This window comes from Streptomyces sp. NPDC102259, from assembly GCF_044766465.1.
Lineage (GTDB): Bacteria > Actinomycetota > Actinomycetes > Streptomycetales > Streptomycetaceae > Streptomyces.
In genome coordinates, this window is sequence record NZ_JBIWMA010000007.1 from 1 (window position 1) to 22,868 (window position 22,868).

Sequence of the window (22,868 nt, forward strand, 5' to 3'; positions counted from 1 at the left end):
CGCCCGCGCGGACCTGCTTCCCGGAGCGCTGCTCGTCACCGAGGCCGGCGGACGGATCTCCGACGCCGAGGGCCGCCCCTGGACCCCACAGAGCCGGAGCTTCCTGGCCGCCGCACCCGGCGTCCACGCCGAGGCCGTATCCACGCTCTCGCGCTGACCACACACCACTATCCGCACATACGAAAGGACCTGATCAACATGACCACGATCGCAGTTCTCGGAAACGGCCGCGTCGGCGGCAACCTCGCCACCGCCCTCACCCGGGCAGGGCACGAGGTCACAGCAGTGGACCGCGCGCCGGGTGCCGCCGCCGACGCCGCCCGCACAGCCCAGGTCGTCTTCAATGCCACCCCGGGCGCCGGCTCGCTGGACCGGCTCGCCGCGCTGCGCGAAGACCTGCGGGGCAAGATCCTCGTCGACGTCTCCAACGCCACCACCGACGGAGCCGACGGACTGCCCGCCGACCTGATCTACCCCGGCTCCAGCCTCGCCGAACAACTCCAGGAAGCCCTCCCCGACACACACGTCGTCAAGACCCTCAACACCATGCTGTTCATGGTCATGACTGCCCCGGGAAAGCTGGCCACCCCGCCCACCGCCTACCTGTCCGGAAACGACGAGCAGGCCAAGAAGACCATCGCCGGTCTCCTCGGCGACCTGGGATGGGATCCCGCCTGGATCGAGGACCTCGGCGACATCACCACCGCTCGTGCCACCGAAGCCATGATCCTCGTCGTTCCGCACATCCTGCGCCGCAACGGGTTCACCCCGTTCGCCGTCTCCCTCGCTCGCTGACTTCGGAGCCCGGCCCCCGATTCCCCCCGCCGCCACCCGAAGGACAGGGCACCACGCCTCGTCGTTCGGCACGCGACGCGACAGCAGCCGCCTGCCTTCGCCGTCCAGGACCACGCAGTGGTGATGGGTCTTGCCCATGTCCACGCCCGCCCATATCTGGGGCACGGGTTCATCCGGTTCGTCGGTGTGTACTGCTCTCCCGAACAACCTCGCCAGCGTGGTCCCACTCAGCGATACACCCGCAGGTGCCCGCAGCTCCTCATCAGCGGCCGAGTCGTCGTAAGACACCGGGGGGGGCTGGGTGAGCTGAACCATCCAGGGCAACCGCCTGAAAGCCATACCCGGTGTCTCCGGGCCTCTGGACCTTACGACGGCCCGTCCCACCCACCAACAACGTAGGACCGCCTGAACCCCTCGTCAGCAGAAGGGGACGTCACCTTGTCCAGTTTCCCATGCAGGGTTCATCGGATGAAGAACTGTCTTTCAAACGAGGAGATGAGAAGGTGAATCCGCACATATTTGAGGGCTTGCGCAGATGGGCGAGCCGTCGGCTTTCAGGGCGTCGAAGACGTGCTTCATGGACGGCGGCTGTGGCCCTCGTGGTGGCCACGGCACTGATCTGCGGCACAGGGGTGTCGGCTGAGGCCGCACCGGGCCGGAAGCCGGTCGTCGCGCAGCTGGCCACCGACGCTCTGAACGGTTCGGTGACCGCCGAGGCCGACGGGGATCTCACGTTCACCCTTGACCCGCTCGTCACGTACGACTCGACGGCCATGCAGCAGCGGCTCGACGAGGCCGAGGACCTGAATCCCCGCTTGAGTGACACGGTCAAGGCGGAGCTTGAGCAGTTCCCGGTGGGCATTGGCAGCGAAGATGCCTCGGCGTGGGTGGATTTCGACGGCACGCTGAGCATGACGGCAGACCACACCGGCCTGTCCCTCACCATTGATGCCTCGGATGTACAGGCTTCCGAGACCTGGTTGCAGTGGGCGTTCGCCATGGCGATGGGCTATCTGACCAACTATCTGACTGTATTCGGTTGCTTATACCTCTTCCCTGAACTAGCCCGCGCCTGCTCCATCGTCGGGGGATTCACCGGTGCCCTCATCAGAGGCCTCGTCACCCAGTTCTTCAACCATCAGCTGGGGGACGCGCAAGCGTACCGGCAGACCTTTCTGAGAGCGTTGAAGGCGGCGGTTTGGGTGTACGCGAAGGGCAAGTTCCTGGACTGGCTGGAATCGAAGTTCCCCGGGCTCGTCACCGAGGTGAGTAACGCGCTGAGGGAACAGGCGTGGTCGTGGGCGAAGGACGCTGCGACCTGGGTCGCCGATGTGCTCAGGGACATGGCCGAGATGCTTCCCGACGGGATAGCGGAGTGGGGTCCGCCGCCGCCGGGCACCACCGACGCGCCGCTCAGGGTCATGGTGGTGGGCGACTCGATGACCCAGGGCGACGAAGGGGACTGGACATGGCGTTACCGCCTGTGGGAATGGTTTAGGGACCAGGGCGTCAATGTCGACTTCGTCGGCCCGTACAACGGGACCAAGAATCCACCGGAGGCCGCCGCCCCGGCCCCGCCGCCGCTTCAGGGATTCCCGCCCCCACCTTCGGGCCAACCCCCCACCACCGGCGGGTACACCGCAGACGCCGACCCCTCCTTCGACAGCGACCACTTCGCCGTGTGGGGCCGACAGGTGGCGCAGGACAAGACGCTCATCCGTCAGATGGTGCAGAATTACAAGCCCGACCTGCTGCTGGTCGGGCTCGGGTTCAACGACATGGGCTGGTTCGTCAGCGGCCCCGAGGGAACTCTCGACAGCATGAGGATGCTGGTCAGCGAGGCCCGCGCCGCGAAGCCCGACATCAACTTCGCCCTGGCCAACGTGCCGCAGCGAACCCGCATCGGGGGCCGTGAGGACTTGATCGTCAGCACCGACGCGTACAACCGGATGCTCGCCGACGCGATTCCGCGGTGGAGCACCATCCTCTCCCCTGTGGCTCTCGTCGACTGGCGCGGCAACTACAGCTGCGGACCCGACAGTTGCCCGGCCGGCTACGACGGCCTGCACCCCAACGCTCTCGGCGAGTTCCAGATCGCCCAGGCTTTCGAGCGCACCCTGCACACCACGTACCACCTCGGCTTCAGTGTGCCCGGCTTCTCCGGACCGCCGTTCCGGCCCACCTCCACGCCGAGCAACGTCAGTGCCGAGGCCGTCCCGTCGGGCATCAAGGTGACCTGGGACCGCGCCTACGGCGCCCATGGCTACGACGTCCAGTACCGGATCCGGGGCGCTGCGGACTGGAGCCAGTTCCACGTGTCGACGAACCGCTTCGACACCACGTGGACCATCGACGGCCTGGCGTGGGAATACCAGGTCCGTACCAACAACGGCGACCAGACCTCCGACTGGTCCCCAGTGGTCAGCGCGATCTCCCACCCGCAGACCGCCCCACCGCCGACCGACGTCGCCACCCACGCCACCGCCACCGGCGTCGACGTCTCATGGACGCCGCCGACCGGTGATTTCACCGGTTCGATCGACCGCTACGAGGTCATCACCTGGGACTTTGACACCCCCGGCACGTTCATCGAGAGCGTGGGAATCCGGGGCACATCGGCGCACATCGGCGGCCTCATACCCGGGCGCCGATACCTGATCGCGGTGGCGACATGGAACGCCGCCGGCGGTGGCCTGCCCAAGATCGGCCATTCGGTAATCGTCGGCGGCGGCACCCCCGCGGTGCCGAGCGGCCTGAAGGTCACCTCCACCGACCCCACCACCGTTCAGCTGACTTGGAACGGATCGAGCGGGGCAGCCGGTTACCAGGTCTGGATCCGTAGCACATCCGTCGACAGCGGCGGCACCTACCAACCGGACACCACCACCGCCGACAGCACCAGCCACACTGTGGCCTTCCTGTTCCCCGGCACCTGGAACTACGAATTCTGCGTCAGTGCGTTCAACGGGAACGACGAGTCGCGTCGCTCCGACTGCGTGGTCGCACCCCGCCCCCCTGACACGGGGGCAAGCGATCCTGCGACGGGCGACAAGCCCGCCGGTCCCTCTGCCGCGGAAGTCTCACCGCCCGCGGTGACGGGACGCGACGGCGCGCTCGATGAGTTCGCTCAGCTCAATGAGCTTGCTCGATCTGTTCAGCTGTCGACCTCGACGACCTGGTAGCCGACAAGCCGACTCATTGAGCCTCTTCCAACCTGACTTTGTTGACCGCGAGTTGGACGGCTCTGCGCAACGACGAAGCTCCTGGTGGACGGGTTCTCGACCAAGATCACCCGTGTCCGCCGGGAGCTTCGCGTGCTTGTCTACCCGTCCGTCGTTTGATCTCTGACAGAGTGGAGTGCTGGGGACGGCGAGTGAGACGACGGGTCATCAGGGTGATTGCCGCCCAGGTGATCAGGCGCTCTGAGTGCTGGATGAGAACGCTCCCTCGCCTGGATCATGAACGCCCGCAGACACGCCCGCGACTACGAACGGCTCGACGATGGTGATCTCCGGGTGCATCAGCCGAAGCCGGAACAGGACTTCCTTCGCCGCCTGGGCGTCATGGAGGTCGGCGGGGTTGACCATGACCATCAGCGGCAGGCCGCGGGTGTCGACCACGAGATGCCGTTTGCGGCCGTTGATCTTTTTGCCTGGGGTCGTAACCGCGGGAGTCCTTCCCCACGGTCGATGCCGCTTTGACTGACTGCGAGTCGATGAACGTTGCGACCGCCCGGGGCCCCTCGCTCATCTCGCGGCGGACCCGCCCTGCCAGATGGTCGCGGATCTGGCCGATCACGCAGCGGGCCGCCCAGCGGGCCATGAAGCCCCAGACCATTCTTCTATGAGTTACGTGGACGTTCCGGCAGTACCCGGCGGACTGGGGTTCCTGACCTCGCTCACGGTCCACCGGCTCGCGCATGAAGCTTCCGGCCGCCGCGGTGGACGGTCGAACTCGGCATCGGCGCCGCCATGGCGAGCCCCGCTCTCAGGTCGGCTCACGCTCCCCCGGATTCGACGGGCGGATTGGCCGCAGCACGTCGTGTGGCCCATCGCTGCACGCCTGAGGCAGTCAGTTCCTCGACACGAGCAACAACGAAGTTCCACCACATTGAGGGCATCGACGACGCCGTACGCGCCGCCGAGGCCGCGCTGCCCGCCTGGCGCGACACCAGCCCCGCCGTACGCGGTGAACTCCTCTACCGCTGGGCCGAGCTGGTGCGCTGGGCCTGACCTTGCGCGAGGCGTACGGCGTGGTCGGCGCCATCATCCCGTGGAACGCGCCCGGCCCGATGACCGTCTTCAACACCGCCGCCCCGATCGCCGCCGGGAACACCGTCGTCCTCAAGCCGGCCGAGGACGCCCCGCTCACCGCGCTCTACCTGGCCCGACTGGCCCAGGAAGCGGGCATCCCGCCCGGCGTGTTCAACGTCGTCACCGGATACGGCGGTGAAGCCGGCGCCGCCCTTCCCGCACACCCCGGCATCCGCAAGATGAGCTTCACCGGCTCGCCCGCCACCGGATCCGCCGTGATGGAGGCCTGCGCCCGCAACCTGATCCCGCTCCAGCTCGAACTCGGCGGCAAGTCACCCCAGATCGTGCTGCCGGACGCCGACCTCGCCAAGGCCGTACCGGCGATCGTCCGCAGCATCGTCATGAACAGCGGCCAGGTCTGCGCCGCCGGCTCCCGTGTCCTGGTCCACTCCTCCCTGCACGACCGGCTCGTCGCCGAGCTCGCGGACGCCTTCCGTGCCGTCCGGGTCGGACTGTGGGACCAGCCCGTCGACATGGGACCGCTGATCAACGCCCGGCAGGAGAAGCGGGTGCTGGACTACCTCGCCATCGGGCGGGAGGAGGGCGCCGAAGTGGTCGTAGGCGGCGGCAAGTTGACCGGCGCGCCCTACGACGACGGCTACTTCGTCGAACCGACCCTCTTCGACCGTGTCACCCCGGACATGCGCATCGCCCAGGAGGAGATCTTCGGCCCCGTACTCTCCGTCCTCACCTACGAGGACGAGGAAGAGGCGGTCGCCATCGCCAACGGCACCCGCTACGGCCTCACCGCCACCGTCTGGACCCAGGACGTCGGCCGCGCCGTACGCCTCGCCCGCCGGATCCAGGCCGGCCAGGTCGCCGTCAACACCCTCGGTGACGGAGGGCCCGCCGGGGCGATCGGCGCACCCTTCGGCGGCTACAAGCACAGCGGCTTCGGCCGCTCCATGGGCCCCGACTACCTGGAGGACTGGACCCAGGTGAAGTGCGTCGTCATCAACTCCGCCTGACCGCCGCCTGGCTGGCCCAGCAGGCGTCGCAGTCCTCTGCCACCGCGCAGCTGGCCGCGTCACCGCGCGCGTCACGCTGGGTACGGCTGCGACGCGTCGATGCGCACGGTGGCGAGCCTGGGCGTGGCAGAGAGCCGGCTCGAGGTCGTCCAGGCCCATCACTGCCACGTCCTCGGGCACCCGCGGCCCGAGGTCGCCCAAGGCCGACCGTATGCCACGGCCAACCAGCTGGGTCGTCAGAGTGCTGATGAAGGCGGATGACGGCTTGCCGTCAGTTCTGGTCCTCGATCGGACACCCTCAGTTCCGCCAGGCGGGCGAGGGCACTGGGGTTGCCCGCGTCGGCGGCGTCCCGGGCAAGTTGGTCGGCCTGCCGTCGGTCTCCTGCCCTTTCGCGCATGATCGCGAGTCGTGTCATGGCATGTGTGTCCCCTGCCTCAGCTGCCGACCGGGCGAGTTCCTCCGCCCCTTGCCGGTCTCCCGCGGCTTCCCGCATATCGGCCAATCGCATCACGGCAGTGTTGCTTCCCCTCTGGGCGGCCTGCTGGGCGAGACGCGCCGCTCCTTGCCGATCCCCCGCGAGTTCACGCATCTCAGCCAGCCGAGTGAGAGCGCTGGTGTCTCCGGCGTCAGCCGCCAGCCGGGCCAGTTGCTCGGCTCCGTCTCGGTCCCCTGCCGCCTCCCTCAGGTCGGCCAGGCGGGCCGCGGCGCTGGGATTACCCGCTTCAGCAGCCTGGCGAGCGAGGCGTTCGGCGCCCTCCGGGTCCCCGGCAACCACTTTCATCTCGGCGAGTCGGGCCAGCGCGGTGGGATTGCCGTCTGCCGCGGCCTGCTGGAACAGCCGTTCGGCCCCGGGCAGGTCCCCGGCCGCCTCACGGATGGCAGCGATACGGATCAAGGCAAAGCGGTGACCGGCCTCGATGGCCTGTTGCGCAAGCTTCTCGGCCTCCTCGTGCGCACCCGCGGCCTCACGCATCTCGGCGAGCCGAACCAGGGCGAAGGACTGTCCCGCATGCGCGGCTCGCCTGGCGAGTTGCTCGGCCTCTCCTCGGCTGCCGGCCGTCTCCCGTTCAGCGGCCAGCCGGGCCAGCGCGCTGGCGTTCCCCACCCGACCGGCACGCTGGTAGAGGCGCTGGGCCTCGTGGCGGGCCGTCGGCCCCCCGGTTTCCCGGATCGCTGCCAGTCGGACCAGGGCAGTGGTGTCGCCGGCCTTGGCCGCCAACTGGCCCAGACGTTCGGCTCCCTGCGTGGCTCCGGCCAGCTCTCGCGCCTCGGCCAGGCGGACGAGCGGGCCGGTGTCGCCGCCCGCAGCGGCCCGCACGGCGAGTTCTTCCGCCTTCTTCCGGTTCCCGCCGGCCTCATGGATCTCCGCGAGCTGGCCCAGTCCCCTGGCGTCGCCCGCCTCGGCGGCCCGCTGCGCGAGATCCTCGGCATCCTCACGGTGGCCTGCCCTGTGCCGCATGACGGCCAGCCGGATGAGGGCGCTGGTACTCCCGGCGTCGGCAGCCTGTTGGAGTAGCTGGTCGGCCTCACCCCAGGCTCCGTTCGCGAGTCGGATCTCGGCGAGCCGCGCGATGGCATCGGTGTCACCCGAGTCGGCCGCCTGTTGGGCAAGTTGTCCGGCCCACCGGAAGCGCTGGCGGATGCGAGCGGCGTCAGCGAGATTGATGAGGCTCTCGGGGGTGAGATGGTCGTGTGCCGCCTGCCAGAACGACTCAGGAGGGCACAGCCGTGCACGGCTGCGTCGCCCGTGTTGCTCCAGGTAGTCGGCCAGCCGGTAGGAGTGCGGCGGAGCAGCCCCCGCCGCGGAGGATCTTCGAGTGGGGCGGGGCCGGACGCGCCGCAGGGGAGCAAGGCGACCATGGACGGGCGAGGTCACCTCGGCGAACGCCTGATCGATCCAGTTGTCCGCGAGATCGTCGTATTCGTCGTCGCTGAGGTAGTCGTCCACGGCCTGTTCGAGAAAGCCGACCGGCAGATACGGTCCCGCGCCAAGACGCCGAGCGTCCATGGAGACGTCGAGCAGGGCCCGAACAGGCGGGTCTGCCGACTCGTAACGACGCAGAAGCTCCGGTGCTCCCGCGAGGAATTGGGTCAGCCGACCGCTGTCGGTGTGCTGTAGGGCATGAGCGAGCTGGCGGTCACCGGCGGCCGCAAGGGCCCTGGCCTTGCTGATGGCGATGTGGTCGAAGCGGTCCGGCAGGGTGATGAGCCGCCCTGCCAGCAGTGAACGAGCCTGCGGATGCGGATCGGGGCTTCCGGGTCGAGGCAGGGCCATGTAGTCGTTCTGGTACTCGGGCCACAAGGTGCCCAGGACCAGCACCGGGCTGCGCGACACATCGGTGAGCAGGGTGTGGACGGCGGCGGCGATCCGTTCGCCGCTCTCGCCACCGACGTACTGCTGGGCGTCGTTCAGCCAGACCACGGTCCGTGGCTCGACTCGGGGCAGATCGGCGAGCGCGGCTTCGGTCCGGGTGGGATCGAAGGGGTGCCAGAGCCGCCATCCAAGCGCCGCCAACGGCTGTACGGCTTCCCAGCAGGCCCGTGTCTTGCCGGTCGAGGACGACCCCACCAGCACCGCCATCCCGCTGTGGCCCTCATCGGCGACCTCGACGAGTGTGGCGAGATGTTCGTCGTGCGGTCGACGCACATACGCGGGCAGTATCCCGCCCCTGCCCTGCCGACTCTGATCTCTGGGACTGTTCGGGCCGAACCGGGTGCCCGGTGCCTCGACCGCGAAATGAACTTCGAGATCGTGCGGATCCCACATAGGGATCGGCCGGCCCAGAGATCCGGTGTCGGCGACGGCGGCCGGTCCGCGCCCGTACGCGGTGTCGAGGAGGCCCAGCAGCACCTTCACGTCCAGGCGCAGAGCCCGTGCCAGCGCTCCCACGGTGTCCGCGGACGGCCCCGGCGCACCGACGCTCAGCGCCCGACTGACCGTTGTGCGCCCCAGCCGAGCCGCCTGCGCCAACTGGGTCTGGTTGATTCCCCGGGCTATCCGGCCCGTTTCGAGGCGAGACCGTAATTCCGCCAGCGCCGCAGCATCGCGCACATCGTCCGTACCCACGCGGAGCCCCCACCTTTGGCCATCGCCTGTTGTTCACCCATGTTCATCTTCGACCAGCGCACCGCGATGAACATCGCATCCCCGAAAGTCGGTGACACGACGGCAGCCATGCCGACCCGAAGGGACCTTCGAGAATGTCCGATCACTCCGCTCTGGTAGTCCTCGCCTGTGCCCTGGTGACCCTGGCCGGAATCTTCGTCGCAGCCGCAGCCGGCTACCTCGCCCGCCGCGACAGCGCCTCCTATCCAACGGCACTCACCCGGGCGGCCACCGCGTTCGCCGCCACTCTCACCCTGACCGCCGCTCTGGCAGCGGCCCTCACCGACGTGGCACACCGATGATCCAGGACATCGCCCCGCAACTCCTCCCGCTGGAGCGGGGGTTCGGGTGCGGGCGGACCCGCTGGCGGTGACTGGACCGCTCGGACGCGAGGCGGAGTCCTCGCGCGGTCGCACCGGATCGTGATCGCCTGACACCTCATGGAAAGGATTTGAGCGAGGCGGCGTCCCGCTGCTACTTTCGTCGTGGACCGTGAAATCGTCGTATGGAGGTGAGCCCCGTGAACGCAGTTACCCGTGGGTGCTCCCTCGATCCGTCACGGTCCGGCGGCTGACGTTCGGTGTCGCCAGGAGCGCCTGAGATCAAGGCACTCCTGGAAGGAAACACCGATGAACACGAAGCCCTTCACCTCTGGCCTGAGCGACAACGCGGTGACGATCACGCGCGTCGCGGACAGGCAATGGCATGCACTGGATGACGACCTGGTGGTCGGCCGCGGGCATGCCGATCACCGTCCCGACGGACGCTTGTTCGTCAGCATCGACGCCTGGCACGACGCCGCCTTCGACCGGCTCGCCGAGGCGATGCTGGCGGAACTGCCGACGCCGCTGCACACGGTGGTCGACGAAGCCGACGTCGAGCTGACGGCCGGCTGGCGGCGGGCCGGTTTCACGGTCCGGCGCCGCGAGTGGGAGTACGTCGTGCCGACCGACCCGCGGGTCACAGGACTCGAAGCAGTCCTGCCGCCTTCGGGCGTGACGATCGTGCCCGCCGGTCAGGCGGACGAGAGTCTGCTGCGGGCGGTGGACCGCGCGATCCGTGACGAAGTCGAGGCGACCGTCGGGTGGCAGTCGATGCCCGCGGAGGTGATCCCCCGCCCCGCAGGCGACACCATCGTCGACCCGTCGAAGTACGCGGTGGCCGCGACGCCGGACCGCTACCTGGGTCTGATCCGGGTGGTGCCGGTGAAACGGCCGCGCATCGGGCTGGTCGCGGTGCGGGCCGGCGAGCAGCGCCGCGGCATCGCGCGGGCGCTGCTCGCCCACGCGCTGGGGACGCTGCACCGCTCCGGGTTCGTCGCGGCCGGCACCGAGGTCCACGAGTCCAACCAAGCAGCCTCGGCGCTGTTCGAGGGCATCGGCGCCCGACCGATGAGCAGCAACCTCGAGCTGGTGCGATGACGAAGAACAAGAACGTCATCGAAGTCGAGGGCAAGGTCGTCGAGTGCCTGCGCAGCGCCATGTTCACGGTGGAGCTCGAGAACGGCCACCAGGTGCTCGCGCACATCAGCGGGAAGATCCGCAAGAACTACATCAGGATCATGCTGGAAGACCGGGTGCTGGTGGAGCTTCCGCCGTACGACCTGACACGTGGCCGGATCGTGTTCCGGTACCGGAACTAGCGGCGGTCGGCATCGTCCGTGACAGCTGATCCCAGGGCCCCGGTCACGGCGTTTCCGTGACCGGGGCCCCGGTGATGGCTCGCCACGGCCGCGGCGGCCACCGCTCCGGCCGCCGCCACCAGGTCCGGCCCGAGCCGAACTCCGGCTCCAGGGGCAGCAGTTGCCGGGTGACGTCGCCGTGCCGCACGTACAGACGCCCTGCGGGCGCAGCCGGACCGGAGCCCGCACGCGGGGGCGGCCGCAGCGGCGCGGCGGCGCGAGCCGTCCCCGCCTCAGTGGAACTCGTGGACCACCTGGATCTCGCCGACGATATGGGCGTTGAAGTCGTCGAGCTCCTCGGCCGGAACCCAGAGCTCGAGGATCGTCCGCCCGCCCGCCTGCTGGACGGGATACCGGCTCAAGAACTCCGACTCGACCTCGAAACGAGTGACGAAGCCGGCGCCGTCGTGCTTCACGTTCCAGTCCCGCGCGATCCTGATCGCGTAGTCCTCGTCGAGGACCGGGTAGAAGATCGGCTGCTCGGGCAGCCTGGGCGGCCACGCCCGCCAGTTCAGTTCCCGGACCAGATCCAGCTCCCTGGGACCGGTGGGGCGCCACAAGGTCGTCGTTGCCTGCCGGCTGGTCATGTGCGTCGCTCTCTGAACGTAGGCCGCCGGTACGGCGGGTCGGGAGATCGGACGATACCGGCACCGCGATCTCGGCAGCCACGCAGTTTCCGCACGCGACAACTCCGCGACCATCGGAGATGACCGTCGCGGCCCACAGGTGCCCGTCTGTCCACCGCGCGCTGGACGGACGGGCCGAGTCGGGCATGCGAAAAGGACAGAGCACGATCGGACACTTGCCGAATTTCGACTCCGGCCTCGGGTCGGCGCCTTGCCGCTCCCTTCCGGACAACGGGTTCCTGAACAGGCCGAGCACCGTGGCGACCGGCTCCAGGGAGATCCTCACCCCCCGGGGACTGGCGCCGTCGGGGATCGGCCCCCGCGAGGTGGATGTGCTGCGTCTGGTGGCCGAGGGCAAGGAGCTCGCCGAGATCGCGAAGAAGCTCTCCTACTCCGAACGCACCGTCAAGTACACCCTGTACGGCGTGATGAAGCGCATGCGGCTGCCCAACCGCGCCCACGCCGTCTCCTACGCCATACGTGCCGGGCTCATCCGACCCGGAACGGCACGCGCCTCCTCGGTGAAGCGGGACGGCTTTCGGAACTCGGCCCGCCCAGGAGCCGCGCCGGGGGGCGCCCCGGCACCGGCACTCGCCGCCCCGGGCCGTCGACGACGAGCACAGCCCGGTGGGCGTGCCGCCGCGTCACTCCTCGTCGCGCAGCCGGGCCGCCAGGGAGACCAGCGGTTCGGTCTCCTCGGTGTGGCCCGCGGCGGTCAGGTGGGAGACCGCCGCGTCGAGGCGGCTGAGGGCGGGTGCGGGGCGTTTCAGGTAGATGCCCTCCACGGCACCCGCGAGGCGGACGCACTCGGCCCACTCGCCGGCGCGGTCGTCGTCCCGCCCCGGCTCGCCGAGCAGCGCCAGGGCCTTCTCCAGGGCGGCCAGGGCTGCCTCGTACTCGCCTGCGTAGGCGTTGACCCGTCCGTGTTCGTAGGCGAGAGCGGTGTCCAGGGAGCGGCCGCGGGCCTCGTGTTCGGCGGCGCGGGCCTCGTCGGCGATCCGGCCGGCCTCGGCGAGGAAGGCGAGGGCGTCGGCCAGGCCGTCGGCGCCCTCCTGCTGAGCCCGGAGCCGGGCGAGTTCGCGCAGGCAGTTGCTGAGCTGCTCGTAGCTCGGGGCCTGGGCGTGGGCCAGGAGTGCCTGGTCCAGGGCCTCGCGGGCCCGGCCGAACTCGCCGGACTCGCCGAGGAGGACGGCCGTCTCCGCAGCGATCATGACGTGGCTTCCCGGGTCGTCGTCCCAGCCGGCCGACTCGGCGGCGAGCGCGACGTACTCCGCCGTGGCGGCCTTGAGGTCCTCCCCCGCGTGCAGCGCGCGGGCGCGGGTCAGACGCAGCTGGGCGACGAGCCGGTCGCCCGCCTCTCCGTCGCCGATGTCCGGTTCCGCCAGCAGGGAGTCGAGCAGCGCGATGCAGTCCTCGACACGGCCCAGGTCGAGGCTGAGCCGGGCCACGTTGCTGTACGCGCGGAACGCGTCCGTCCGGCTGCCGCCGCGAAGCTCCAGCTCCGCGGAGCGCGTCAGGTGCCGCAGGGCCTCGTCGGAGCGGCCCAGGTGCAAGCAGGCCTCGGCCAGATCGTTGTGGAGGCGGCCGGCGTCGACCGTGCCGGCCGGCCAGTCGGCGGCCGCCCGCAGGGCTTCGGTCAGGTTCGTGTACGCCGTCTGCGCGTCCTGGAGGAGGAGTTGGAGCCGGCCGCGCAGTCCGAGCGTGCGGGGCAGGTGCCACGCGGGACCGTGCGCCTTCAGCCGGTCGAGGAGGGCGTCGATCTCGGTGACCGCGGCGGACAGGTCGCCGGAGATCGCGTGCGTGCTGACCCGCAGCAGCAGGGCGCCGGAGATCTGCCCGCCGAGGTCGTGCCGGGTGGCGAACGCGTGCAGCAGCTCCACCTCGGCGAGGACCGGCGCGACGTGCGCGTCGCTCCCCGAGGTCTGCAGGCGCAAGCCGAGCGCGGTCGCCCGCAGCCGCAGCAGGCGGGCCTCCTGGAACGGTGCGAGGCCGGGCGTCTCCTCGTGCAGGCGGACCAAGGACGCGTGGGCCGCGGTCAGGGCGGCGGCCTTCGCCTCGGCTCCGTCGGCGCCCTGCGCGGCGCTCTCGGCGGTGGGGAGCAGGGCGCAGGCGCGGGCGAGCGCCGCGTGTCCCGGCAGCCCGGCGTCGTCGTACAGGGCCGCGGCCTCCTCGTGGAGGGCGGCGGCCTCGGCGAACTCGTCCTTCTCGCCCGCCCGGCTCGCCTCGTCGGCCAGCAGATCCGCGCGCAGGCGTACGAGCGGGCCCACGGCCGGGTCGTCGGGGTGGGTGTAGTCACGGGCGGCGACGAGAGTGCGCAGCCGCGCCCAGCAGGCCTGCGCGTCCGGGTGCGCCTGCTCGTCCAAGTCCCTTGCCCGGCGGATGAGTTCGGGCAGTGAGACGGGGGCGGCGGCGGCCGGACGGGCGGCGGGGGCGGCGACCGGGGGCGCGGCCACGTCGTCGAGGCTGCGGGTGCGCAGGGTCAGTTCCAGTGCGTCCAGGAGCGGGGCACGGTCGAGGCGGGCCCTGCGGCGGTCGGTGTGCGCCGTGGTCCCGTTGCGGTCGTCGAAGCGGGCGGCGAGGCCGTCCCCGCGGTCGCGCACCTCGGCGCGCAGACCGGCCACCGTCCAGGTGCGGCCCGCGTAACCGGTGGCGGGCAGTTCGCCGCGGCCGAGGAGCTCGACGCGCTGGAGGAGGACCTCGACGCCGGTGAGGAAACCGAGCTGGTCCAGCGGCGAGTCGACCTCGTCGAACAGGCTCCGGTTCTCGGCGAGCAGTTCCAGGCCGCGTGCCTCGTTTCCGGTGAGCGCGCAGAACTCCAGGTGCCGTCCTACCTCCTGGGACATCGAGGGGTTGCGGCGGCAGCCGCGGTAGCCGGCCAGGTGCAGCTCGCGGGCCCGGTCGGTGCGGCCGGTGCGCAGCAGGGGCAGCAGCGCGTGCGAGACGGAGCGGGCCGGCTCCTCCTGGCAGGACTCCTTGCCGTCCAGGACGGGCTCCCAGGTGCGCAGCGCCCGTTCGTCGTCGCCCGCCGCGAGGTGGTACAGGGCGCGCTCGCAGATCTCGCAGGCCTCGCAGTCGCTGAGCCGGGTACGGGTGCGGCCCGCCCACAGCTCGTAGGCGAGGGTGGTGTCCTCGCCGACGTGAGCGGCCAGCAGGTACGCCTGTCCGTAGTAGGGCTGGAGGTCCAGGCCGGCCTTCTCGTACCGGTCGCGCATCTCCGTCAGCCACTGGCGCAGGCTCGCCAGTGGTATCTCGGGCAGCGCGCGCAGGGCGTGGGCCACCCACTTGAACCGCCAGAACAGCAGGTGGCGCAGGCGCTCGTCGAAGACGTCGGGCTGCTCGTCGAAGAGGGTCAGCAGACGGGCGAAGACGACGGGCGACTTCCGGGGTTCGGAGCCGTAGGTGTACGCCTCCTGGAGTTCGAGCAGCGCGTGGACGAGGGGGCCGGGCTCCGCGAACTGCTCGGCGGCGTCGACGAGTTCCTCGGCGGTGACGGTGCGGGTCCGCCCGTAGGGGCGCCGGTCGTTCTCCTGGAGCGCCTGGAACAGCTCGTCGGTGTTCTGGGGTGCGGGTGCGGTCGGCATCGTCAGCTGTCCTTGCGGAGGGCGTGGGCGAGCAGGTCGAGGAAGGAGCGGTTGATGAGGCTCGATTCGGCGGGCCTCAGCGGGCGCCGGGACAGCATCGCGGCCTGCCCGTAGAGGGCTTCGGCGCTGGTGCGGGCCAGCTCGGGCTCGTCGATGGCGACGGCGGTGCGCACCAGCGGGTTGAGCTGGTTGAGGATCAGCTGGGCCCGCGGCGCCTCCTGGCGCAGGGCGCCGAGGATGTCGCCCCACACGCCGCCCTCCTGCTCACGGGCGAGCTGGGAGCGGGTGCGCTCGTGCCGGGCCTCGCGGCTGTCGACGAGGAGGGCGGGGGCGGAGGCGGGCTGGAAGGTGCGCAGCGCGACGTCGCAGTCGAAGACGGCGAGGGCGTCGCGGGCCAGGGCGAGGTAGGAGGCGGCGGCGAGTTCCGTCTCCCGGTCGACGGGGTCGAGGTGGGCGGTGAGGGTCGCCGGGTCGAGGTCGGCGACGACGGCCTCGGGCCTGATCTCGGGCAGCCGGTGGACCAGTTCGCGGTCGTAGGTGTAGCCGCCGTTGACGACGCCGAGCCCGGCGGCCGAGGCGATCGCCGCGACCTGCCGGAACTCCTCCACGCTCGACGTCACGAGCACGGTGCGGTGGGTGCGCGCGAACTCGTCGAGGGTGGCGTGCCCGTCGGTGGTCTCGAACGGCAGCCAGGGCAGCAGCATCCGCAGGATCTCGTCGTCGTGCACCGCGAGCGACTTCACGGCCAGGTGGTGGGCCTGGAGGAAGCGGGCGAGCAGGTCCGGATCGCTGGCGGCGGCCCGGGCTATCCAGGTGCGCAGCCGATCGGCGAGGGCGTCGCGGACGGCGGCGAGCGTGTCGTCCTCGTACAGGGACTCGCGGGACGCCGTCGGGCGCAGGCTCTCGGCGTCGACGACGCAGCGGACGAAGAAGGCCCACTCGGGCAGGATCTCCTCGGCCTGCTCGGACAGCAGCATCCCCTTGACGTGCACGCGGTGACCGTGGCGGCGTCCGGCCGGCACCGTCTCGGGCAGCACGCACGCGATGCCCCTGAGGCCGACGGCCGGCAGGTCCAGCTCGATGGTGTCCAGCGGCGTGAACCCGAAGACGTCCGTGCCGTACGCGGCCAGCGCACGGGAACGGGCTCCCGGCGTGGGGTACGTACGCGCCCAGGGCGCGGTCTCGGGGTTGACGGACGCGCCCGGTCCGCCCGTGCCGTCGTCGAAGGTCAGCGGGTGGCGCAGCAGGGAGCCGAAGTGCCGGGCCAGCGCGTGCACCTGTGCCGGGCGGGTCCACTCGGCCGTGTCGGCACGCGGCGTCAGCGTGACGGTGGTGCCGGGCCGGGGGCGGGCGGTGGCGGGCAGGGTGCGGACGGTGTAGCTGCCGTCGCCGCGTCCGCGCCACTCCACGGCGGGGGCGTCGGGGGTGCGGGCGGAACGGCTCAGGACGTGGATCTCGTCCGCGACCAGGAAGCAGGAGAGCAGGCCGATTCCGAACTGGCCGATGAAGTCGCCGCGTTGCTCGGCGATGCCCTCGGCGCGCTTGCTGCTGCGGCCGATCGTGGCGAGGAAGGTGTGCACGTCGGCCTCGGTGAGGCCGACGCCGTCGTCCTCCACGCGGACCACGGAGCCGTCGGCGTACAGGCGGATGCCGAAGGCGCCCGCGGGTACGGCCGGTTCGAGGCCGTGCCGGGCGGTCAGCGCGTCCACCGCGTTCTGCATCAGTTCACGCAGGTAGACGCGGGGGCTGGAGTAGAGGTGGTGGGAGAGGAGTTCGACGAGGCCGCGCAGATCCACCTGGAAGGTGCGGTCGGCGCCGGCCGGGTCAACGGCGGTGTCGGGCAGAGTCATCGGGCAGTCCGGGGTGGAAGGGGCGACGGGTGGCGGGCAGGCGGCGCCGGGGCCGGCGGGCGCTCAGGCAGCACGGCGGTGGTAGCGCGCGAACTGCTTCTCGGGCTCTTCGAAGTACTTCCACGGCCAGGCGGTGAAGGCGCCGTCCAGCGTGCGGAAGACGCGCCGGACCGTGTGGCGTTCACCGGACAACGACAGGGCCATGGCGAACATGTTGAAGTCCTGCTGCCAGCCCGGACGCCAGGCGTAGGCGGGGTGCAGGATGCTGTGGTCGGCCGCTTCCCGCAACTGTGCCTGGATCTCGGAGGTCGCGAGGTAGTCCCCGCGATCCGACTCCACCCACTCCTCGATGTACGCGATGGCGATCACACAGCCGAGGCGGTGCCCGTGCGGGGCGCGGGAGGCCGCGTCCTGGGCGAACGCCAGGGCCTGTCCCGGCTTGCCGCTCCAACGCGGCTGCAACTGCGACACCCACTCGACGTGGGTGTCCAGGTCGAGCGGGTCGCGGCGCAGCGCGGCGTCGCGCCGGGTCTCGTTGACGGCGGGGCCCAACGACATGCCACGGCCCGAGGTGAGGAGCCGGCGCCACGGCGCGACCCAGTCCGGCCGTAGTTCGGCGGCTTCGAGCAGCTGCTCCTCGGCGATGCGGAGCCGCTCGTGGAAGACCCGCCACTGCTCCTGCGAGACGTTCACGGCACGGTCGGCGGTGCGGGCCTCCCAGCCCCAGACGATGTGGCGGGCCCCCGATATCAGCAGGGCCGTCGCCCGGTGTTCCTTGTCCTCCTCGACGGCCCGCCCGATCCAGTCCTGCACACCGTCCACGTCGGCCAGTTCACCGAGCACCTGGTGGTCGCTGCCCAGATCGAAGGGGGCCAGGGCCGCCTTGACCGCCTCCCAGCCGCCGGCCTCGGCGGCCCGCACCAGCGCGAGCACCCGCGCGTCCCCGAGCGCGCGCAGCGTGTACATCCCGTTCTTCTGTCTGCGCGGGACGGGAAGGGCGTGCGGATCCGCCACCGGTCTCTCCGCACCCCTGCCGAACAGCTTGCCGAACATGCCGCGCCCTCCCCTGGTCCCGCGTGATCGTCCGGGGCAGCATAAGCGGCCCCACCGACACCACTTCCACAGGGTTTTCACCGGTGCCGCACGGCCCCGGTCCCGCTCCGGACCCTCCCGGCCCCGGTCGGAGTCCGGCCGGGTCGGACCGCGGCGTGCCGAGGGGCTGTGTTCGGCGTCGGTCAGGAGATGGCGCGGAGTCGGCCGTGGGGGCGTTCGCGGAGTTGCTCGACGGCCTGGGCCGTCTTGTCGTCCGCGGGAAGGAAGACGATGAGCTGTTGTGCGTCCGCGGAGAGTTCGAGCGTCTCGCGGCGCAGCCGGAGTGCGCCCGCGGAGGGGTGGTCGAGCCGGAGGATGCCACGTCGGGGCACCACGTGGCGGTTCCGGCGGCGGGTGAAGTCGGGTCCGGCGAGGGCCGCGAGCTGCGCGGTGAGCCAGGCGGAGTTCTCGGCGGACGGTGCGAGCCACAGGTCGAACGCCTGCTCGTCGGCGATGTCGTCCCAGTCGGCGAAGAACGTGCGGGCGCGGGTGTCGGTGAAGACGTAGCGGGTGAGGTTCGGGGCGTCGCCGTCGAGCAGTCCGGCCGCGCCGGTCACCGACGCGAACGCGCCGGTGTGGGCGAGGACGTCGCCCAACCGGTTGGTGACCATGGCGATGCCCGGTTCCAGGAGGCGGAGCGTCTCCCGCACCGACGGTCGCACCTGTCGGCGCGGTGGTGCGGGCTGGGGGTGGGCGGAGCATTCGCCGCCGGTGATCTTCGCGAGGTAGCGCAGGTGGTCGCGTTCCGTGGGGTCGAGGCTGAGAGCGTCGGCGAGCGCGTGGATCACCGCCACCGAGGGGCGGCGGTCACGGCCCTGCTCGATGCGGGTCAGGTATTCGACGCTGATGCCGGCCCGCGCGGCGAGGTCCAGGCGCCGCAGGCCGGGTGACCGGCGGCGGCCGTGATCGGGCAGCCCGAGCGACTGCGGCTGGATGCTGTCGCGCTTGGCCCGGACGAAATCCCCCAACGGCGTGCCCATAGGAGGAGCATAGGACGTGGTCCGCCGAGAGCGCAGTGCTCAGCGTGGCCCTGCGGGGGCCAGCCTGAGCACGGTCTGGCTGCGGCCACGGCGCGGCCCGATCGTGGTGCGCATGGACAACGACAAGCACAGTCTGGTGATCATCGTCGGGAGCGTCCGGGAGGGACGGTTCGGCCCGGTCGTGGCCGCGTGGATCGCCGAACAGGCGCGCCTGCACGCCGGTTTCGACGTGGACGTCGTCGATCTGGCCGAGATCGACATCCCGCTCACGCTCCCCGCGGCCTCGCCGAAGTACGCCGGCGACGACTACCCCCGTCCGGCCGGAATGGCGACGCTGACGTCGGCGCTGGAGAGCGCCGACGCGTTCGTCGTGGTCACGCCGGAGTACAACCACAGCTACCCCGCCTCGCTGAAGGCGGCCATCGACTGGCACTTCACCCAGTGGACGGCCAAGCCCGTCGCCTTCGTCAGCTACGGCGGCGCGGCGGGCGGCCGGCACGCGGTGCTGCACCTGGAGAACGTGCTGACCGAACTGCACGCGGTGACCATCCGCGACGGCCTGGCCTTTCCGAACTACTACACGGCGTGGCAGGACGGCCGTCCGCTCGACCCACAGGTCCCCGGGTACGCCAAGACCCTCTTCGATCAACTGGCCTGGTGGGCGGGCGCGTTGCGCACCGCGCGCGAGGCCACGCCCTACCCCGCATGACGACGCCGGGACGGCGTGCGTCCGGCCGTCGGTGATCTCCCCCCGGCCCCCTCGGGTTGACGGGTCAACCGGAGGTTGACCCTGCCGTCGGCTCCGGGTCTACGTCGAGGCGCCGCACGACGCCCGAAGTCGACGCAGCCGCCGGCTCCCTGCCGGACGCCGACGACACCCTCGCTCTCCTAGCCTCGGTATCGCCGGGACGACGTGCCGGCACGCCGGCCCGGCGAGGCGGGAGCCGAGAGTCGGGCACGGCCGGGCACGGCCGGCAACGGGGAACACCATGAACGCTCACGGGGGAACACCATGAACACTGCTGTCCGCAAGAACCGCAAGAGGTCCAGGAGCGCAAAGGGCTGGAAGTCCTGTGCCGTCGGCGCCGCGGCGATCGGCGCGATGCTCGCGTCCACCGCGTGCGAACCGAGCGAGGCCGACGACGCGGCGGACTCCACCGCCTCGGGCCGACCGAGCGCGACGAGCCCGGCGAAGCCCGGTTCGACGGGTACGACGGGTTCGGCCACGCCCGGCTCGACGGGTTCGGCCACGCCGAGCGGCGGCTCGGGCTCCACCGGTGGCGGGAGCGGGGGCGGCGGCGGGGCCGTCCCCGCCTGCGCCGCGGAGGACCTCTCGTTCGGCACCACGCTCGAGGACGGGAAGGGCGAAGTCCCCAAGCATCTGCTCATCACCGTCACCAACGCCGGCGACGAGAAGTGCGTCGTCCACCACTACCCGCACCTCTTCCTCGGCGACTACGCCGAGGCCCGGTACCCGATCGACGTGTACGAGGACAGCGACCCGAAGGCGCCCGTCGCCCTCGCTCCGGGTGACGAGGCGTACGCCGCTCTGCTCGCCTCCGGCGTCCCCATGGACCAGTACGAGACGAACACGATCACCCTCCTCCTCCACGGCCGCGAGCTCGGCAGCGACGGGAGCGGCCCGATCGGCGTCGACCTGCCCCGCACGGTGGCGTTCGACGACGGCGCCCGCGTCACCTACTGGACGACCGCTTCCGGCTTCGCCCTGGACTTCATCATGTCCTCCTGACCGACCTCGACCGGGACCACTTCCCCGTCACCGACCTGCGCCTGCCCTGCCCGGGACGTCCCCGGCAGGGCGGGCCGTCAGCTGCCACCCAGGCAACTCCCGTAGGAGGCGGATCAGTTGAGGACCGTCGTCTACCATGTCCGGATGCCCGCGACGGAGGCCTTCCGGCCGCGCCCGGCCAACGTCGCCCTCGCCTTCGGGTTCGCCCTCGCGGGCTGCCTGGCCGGCGCCTTCTACCATCCGGCGTCCTGGCGGCCGTTCGACCTGTGGGCCTATCTGCTCACCTCGCTGATCGCCCTGTCCCTCGCTCTGCGGGAGAACCGGCCGTTCGGCGTGCTCGTGATCACGGCGGCCGGATTCGCCGGATATCTGCTGCTCGGATACCAGCCCTCTCTCAACTTCTGGGTTCCCGCGGTCGCGTTCATCTCCGTCACGGCCCGGGAAGGACGCGTCCGTACGGTGTGCGGTACCGCGCTGCTCGCCGCGGTCGTCGCCCTCAGCGGGGTGTACGGCCGGCTGCCCTGGCCCGTCGTGGCCGTGCAGGCCCTGATCGTGCCGGCCGTCGCCTGCACCGTCGGGCTCACCCAGCGCCGTCTCGCCGGACGCAACGCCGAGTTGAGGCGGCTGACCGCCCTGCTCGATCAGCAGCAGCGCCAGGAGGCCCGCCGGGCCGTCCTCGACGAGCGTTTCCGCATCGCGCGTGAGCTGCATGACACGATCTCGCAGCACATGACGATCGTCACCCTCCAGGCCGGGCTGGCCGAGTACGTGTTCTTCACCGACCCTCCTGCCGCCCGCAAGGCGCTCGGCACGGCTGCCGCGGCCGGGCGGGAGTCGTTGGAGGAGCTTCGCCGACTGCTGGTCGTGCTGCGCACCTACGACCTCGGCGGCGTATCCGGTCCCGAGGATCCGGCCGACCCGGTCCCCGCCGACCTGTTGGCCGACGTCGACCGCATTCCCGCGCTCGCCGAGCGGCTGGAGGCGGCCGGCCTGCGCGTCGAGGTCCGGTTCGAGGGAGCGCGCAGGCCCCTGCACCCGGGAGTCGAACTGTGCGCCTACCGCGTCGTCCAGGAAGCCCTCACCAATGTCGTGAAGCACTCCGGGTCGGCCGCCGCCGAAGTGACCGTCCGCTACCTGGACGACGAACTACGCGTGACGGTGCTCGACGAGGGTGGCCCGCTTTCGGCCACATCCACCGACGGATCCGGACACGGCTTGATCGGAATGCGGGAACGGGCCAAGATTTGGCACGGCTCGCTGACAGCCGGTGCGCGCCCGGGGGGCGGATTCCAGGTACGACTCAGTCTTCCCCTGGGGCAGGACCGCAACGGCGGCTGATCCGTGACGTGAGCATCTCCGAGGAGCGCTGTGGCCCGCATCCTGGTTGTGGACGATCAGCATCTCATCCGCTCGGGCATCGTCACGCTGCTGCGGACGGTGGAAGGGCTCGGCCCGGTCGTGGAGGCGTCGGACGGTGTGGAGGCCGTCGCCGCGGCCCGCGAGCACCGCCCGGATCTGATCCTGATGGACATCAAGATGCCGCGGCTCAGCGGGCTCGCGGCCGCGGAGCGCATTCTCGCCCTCGGTCTCGACCCGGCTCCGCGCATCGTCGTCCTCACCACCTTCGACGACGACGAGTTCGTCTACGCGGCCCTGCGCGCCGGCTGCAGCGGCTTCCTGCTGAAGGACATGCCGCCGCAGCAGCTTCTCAGCGCCGTCACGGCGACCCTCTCCGCCGACCTCCTGGTCGCTCCGGCCCACGTCCGGCGGCTCATCGAGAGACACGCCGTCCACCCGCAGCGGTCCCGGACCGAGACCGACTCGACGAGCCTGCTCACGGGGCGCGAGGTGGAAGTGCTCGGATTCGTCGCCGAGGGCCTCGCCAACGAGGAGATCGCCGGGCACATGTGCGTCAGCGAGTCCACCGTCAAGACCCATCTGCACCGGGTGATGACCAAGCTGAATCTCCACAGCCGCGCCCAGGCGGTGGTGTTCGCCTACGAGACGGGCATCGCGCAGGTCGGCGGCCGGCCGGTGCGACCGGACGCGCCCGACGCCTGACGGTCGCCGCGAGACCTTGGCGCCGGCATGTCGCCGTCAGCCGTGCGGTCGCTCGTGCCCGGTC

General features: G+C 70.9%; 18 protein-coding genes and 3 pseudogenes. 13 read left to right on the forward strand and 8 right to left on the reverse strand.

Annotated elements, in window-relative coordinates; genetic code table 11:
* Both ACIRPU_RS18165 and ACIRPU_RS18170 read left to right on the forward strand, forming a co-directional pair.
* Positions 1-157 (forward strand): inositol monophosphatase family protein (locus ACIRPU_RS18165; protein ID WP_403868726.1); only part of this gene is annotated, 157 nt, incomplete at its 5' end.
* Positions 158-198: 41 nt separating this feature from the next.
* Positions 199-795: an NADPH-dependent F420 reductase gene (locus tag ACIRPU_RS18170; protein ID WP_403867996.1), complete on the forward strand. Its 597-nt coding sequence runs from the start codon at positions 199-201 to the stop codon at positions 793-795.
* 57 nt (positions 796-852) lie between these two features.
* Here ACIRPU_RS18170 and ACIRPU_RS18175 read toward each other — a convergent pair.
* Positions 853-933 (reverse strand): annotated as a pseudogene (locus ACIRPU_RS18175) (hypothetical protein); the annotation flags it as partial.
* A 452-nt stretch (positions 934-1,385) separates the two neighbouring features.
* Here ACIRPU_RS18175 and ACIRPU_RS18180 point away from each other — a divergent pair.
* Complete coding sequence (locus ACIRPU_RS18180) at positions 1,386-3,977, forward strand: fibronectin type III domain-containing protein (protein WP_403867999.1); 2,592 nt, start codon at positions 1,386-1,388, stop codon at positions 3,975-3,977.
* 187 nt (positions 3,978-4,164) lie between these two features.
* Here ACIRPU_RS18180 and ACIRPU_RS18185 read toward each other — a convergent pair.
* Positions 4,165-4,635 (reverse strand): annotated as a pseudogene (locus tag ACIRPU_RS18185) (transposase); the annotation flags it as partial.
* Positions 4,636-4,838: 203 nt separating this feature from the next.
* Between ACIRPU_RS18185 and ACIRPU_RS18190 the strand changes: the two are divergent.
* Positions 4,839-5,027: an aldehyde dehydrogenase family protein gene (locus ACIRPU_RS18190; protein WP_403868002.1), complete on the forward strand. Its 189-nt coding sequence runs from the start codon at positions 4,839-4,841 to the stop codon at positions 5,025-5,027.
* A 2-nt stretch (positions 5,028-5,029) separates the two neighbouring features.
* Positions 5,030-6,076, forward strand: a complete 1,047-nt coding sequence (locus ACIRPU_RS18195; RefSeq protein WP_403868005.1) for an aldehyde dehydrogenase family protein — start codon at positions 5,030-5,032, stop codon at positions 6,074-6,076.
* Positions 6,077-6,312: 236 nt separating this feature from the next.
* Here the strand turns inward: ACIRPU_RS18195 and ACIRPU_RS18200 are convergent, their stop codons facing one another.
* Positions 6,313-9,144: a transcriptional regulator gene (locus ACIRPU_RS18200; protein WP_403868008.1), complete on the reverse strand. Its 2,832-nt coding sequence runs from the start codon at positions 9,142-9,144 to the stop codon at positions 6,313-6,315.
* A gap of 134 nt (positions 9,145-9,278) precedes the next feature.
* On the opposite strand from ACIRPU_RS18200, the gene ACIRPU_RS18205 reads away from it, so the two are divergent.
* The 3 genes from ACIRPU_RS18205 (at position 9,279) to infA (ending at position 10,825) form a co-directional block, all read left to right on the forward strand.
* Positions 9,279-9,485 (forward strand): hypothetical protein, encoded by a 207-nt coding sequence (locus tag ACIRPU_RS18205; protein ID WP_403868010.1) that lies wholly within the window; start codon positions 9,279-9,281, stop codon positions 9,483-9,485.
* A gap of 327 nt (positions 9,486-9,812) precedes the next feature.
* Complete coding sequence (locus ACIRPU_RS18210; protein WP_403868013.1) at positions 9,813-10,604, forward strand: GNAT family N-acetyltransferase; 792 nt, start codon at positions 9,813-9,815, stop codon at positions 10,602-10,604.
* Positions 10,601-10,825, forward strand: a complete 225-nt coding sequence (gene infA / locus ACIRPU_RS18215; RefSeq protein WP_403868016.1) for a translation initiation factor IF-1 — start codon at positions 10,601-10,603, stop codon at positions 10,823-10,825. The genes ACIRPU_RS18210 and infA overlap by 4 nt, the downstream gene beginning before the upstream one ends.
* A 272-nt stretch (positions 10,826-11,097) precedes the next feature.
* Here the strand turns inward: infA and ACIRPU_RS18220 are convergent, their stop codons facing one another.
* On the reverse strand, positions 11,098-11,451 hold the full coding sequence (locus tag ACIRPU_RS18220; protein ID WP_403868019.1) for a hypothetical protein: 354 nt from the start codon (positions 11,449-11,451) through the stop codon (positions 11,098-11,100).
* A gap of 314 nt (positions 11,452-11,765) precedes the next feature.
* Between ACIRPU_RS18220 and ACIRPU_RS18225 the strand changes: the two are divergent.
* Positions 11,766-11,984 (forward strand): annotated as a pseudogene (locus tag ACIRPU_RS18225) (response regulator transcription factor); the annotation flags it as partial.
* A 150-nt stretch (positions 11,985-12,134) separates the two neighbouring features.
* Here ACIRPU_RS18225 and ACIRPU_RS18230 read toward each other — a convergent pair.
* The 4 genes from ACIRPU_RS18230 to ACIRPU_RS18245 form a co-directional block, all read right to left on the reverse strand.
* Positions 12,135-15,071 carry a hypothetical protein gene (locus ACIRPU_RS18230; RefSeq protein ID WP_403868022.1) on the reverse strand — a complete coding sequence of 979 codons (2,937 nt, stop codon included), beginning with the start codon at positions 15,069-15,071 and terminating at the stop codon, positions 12,135-12,137.
* Positions 15,072-15,073: 2 nt separating this feature from the next.
* Entirely contained in the window at positions 15,074-16,921 is a 1,848-nt protein-coding gene (locus ACIRPU_RS18235; RefSeq protein WP_403868025.1) for an HSP90 family protein, read from the reverse strand.
* Positions 16,922-16,984: 63 nt separating this feature from the next.
* Entirely contained in the window at positions 16,985-17,974 is a 990-nt protein-coding gene (locus ACIRPU_RS18240) for a hypothetical protein (protein ID WP_403868028.1), read from the reverse strand.
* 182 nt (positions 17,975-18,156) lie between these two features.
* The gene (locus ACIRPU_RS18245) at positions 18,157-18,993 is read right to left on the reverse strand and encodes a helix-turn-helix domain-containing protein (protein WP_403868031.1); all 837 of its coding nucleotides are present in this window, start codon (positions 18,991-18,993) and stop codon (positions 18,157-18,159) included.
* A 112-nt stretch (positions 18,994-19,105) separates the two neighbouring features.
* On the opposite strand from ACIRPU_RS18245, the gene ACIRPU_RS18250 reads away from it, so the two are divergent.
* From ACIRPU_RS18250 to ACIRPU_RS18265, 4 genes are all read left to right on the forward strand, one after another.
* Complete coding sequence (locus ACIRPU_RS18250; RefSeq protein ID WP_403868034.1) at positions 19,106-19,702, forward strand: NADPH-dependent FMN reductase; 597 nt, start codon at positions 19,106-19,108, stop codon at positions 19,700-19,702.
* A gap of 303 nt (positions 19,703-20,005) precedes the next feature.
* Entirely contained in the window at positions 20,006-20,743 is a 738-nt protein-coding gene (locus ACIRPU_RS18255) for a DUF4232 domain-containing protein (protein WP_403868037.1), read from the forward strand.
* Positions 20,744-20,887: 144 nt separating this feature from the next.
* Complete coding sequence (locus ACIRPU_RS18260) at positions 20,888-22,081, forward strand: sensor histidine kinase (protein WP_403868040.1); 1,194 nt, start codon at positions 20,888-20,890, stop codon at positions 22,079-22,081.
* Between the two features lie 30 nt (positions 22,082-22,111).
* Positions 22,112-22,804, forward strand: a complete 693-nt coding sequence (locus ACIRPU_RS18265) for a response regulator (protein ID WP_403868043.1) — start codon at positions 22,112-22,114, stop codon at positions 22,802-22,804.
* Positions 22,805-22,868: the final 64 nt, after the last annotated feature.